Origin of the sequence: Halomonas sp. GFAJ-1 (genome assembly GCF_000236625.2) — a bacterium.
Classification (GTDB): Bacteria; Pseudomonadota; Gammaproteobacteria; order Pseudomonadales; family Halomonadaceae; genus Vreelandella.
Genome location: NZ_AHBC01000079.1, coordinates 1 through 616, shown reverse-complemented (window position 1 = coordinate 616; position 616 = coordinate 1). Strand labels below are relative to the sequence as shown.

Sequence of the window (616 nt, the reverse complement as noted above, 5' to 3'; positions counted from 1 at the left end):
TCATATGGCTTTACATCCTTAGTCACTAAAGCACCAGCACCAATTACAGCGCCATGACCAACATTAACACCTCTCATAATTGTTACATTACTACCTATCCAAACATCATTACCAATTGTTCCAGCTCTTTTTTGCAAAGGAGGATTAAAACTCTCGGACAACTCTATATATTCTTTATACTCAGAAGCAAAAGAAAAATCATTACCATTATATTGAAATGGATGTGAGGACAGGTATGAAGTCGGATGCAAACCATCTCCAACTCTAAGGTTAGGAGCAATAGAACAAAACCTGCCTATTTTCTTTAACGACCTAACCTCTCCGCCTCGAATATAGGTGTATGCGCCTATATGAATATTAGTAGCTATCTTAGTGCCTAAAATACGGGCAGGAAACTCAATAACAACTTTTTTCTCTTTCGCAATTATTGCTTTAGAAAAACAGTAATCGTATACATTATTGTAATTTACTGACATAGAAAACCTCAAGGCTAAACTAAGAAGTTACTTAACGAGTCGTAGCAAAATTTAAACTTAGAATATTCCTTTTCAGGAACACTCCATTCGCTCCAAGCACTTAGATAACAAAAATCTATCCCAAAAGCCCTAGATGCATC

General features: G+C 36.0%; 1 pseudogene. It reads right to left on the bottom strand.

Annotated features, from left to right (window positions below):
- Positions 1-119, bottom strand: a pseudogene (locus MOY_RS17630) (DapH/DapD/GlmU-related protein); the annotation flags it as partial.
- Positions 120-616 lie beyond the last annotated feature (497 nt).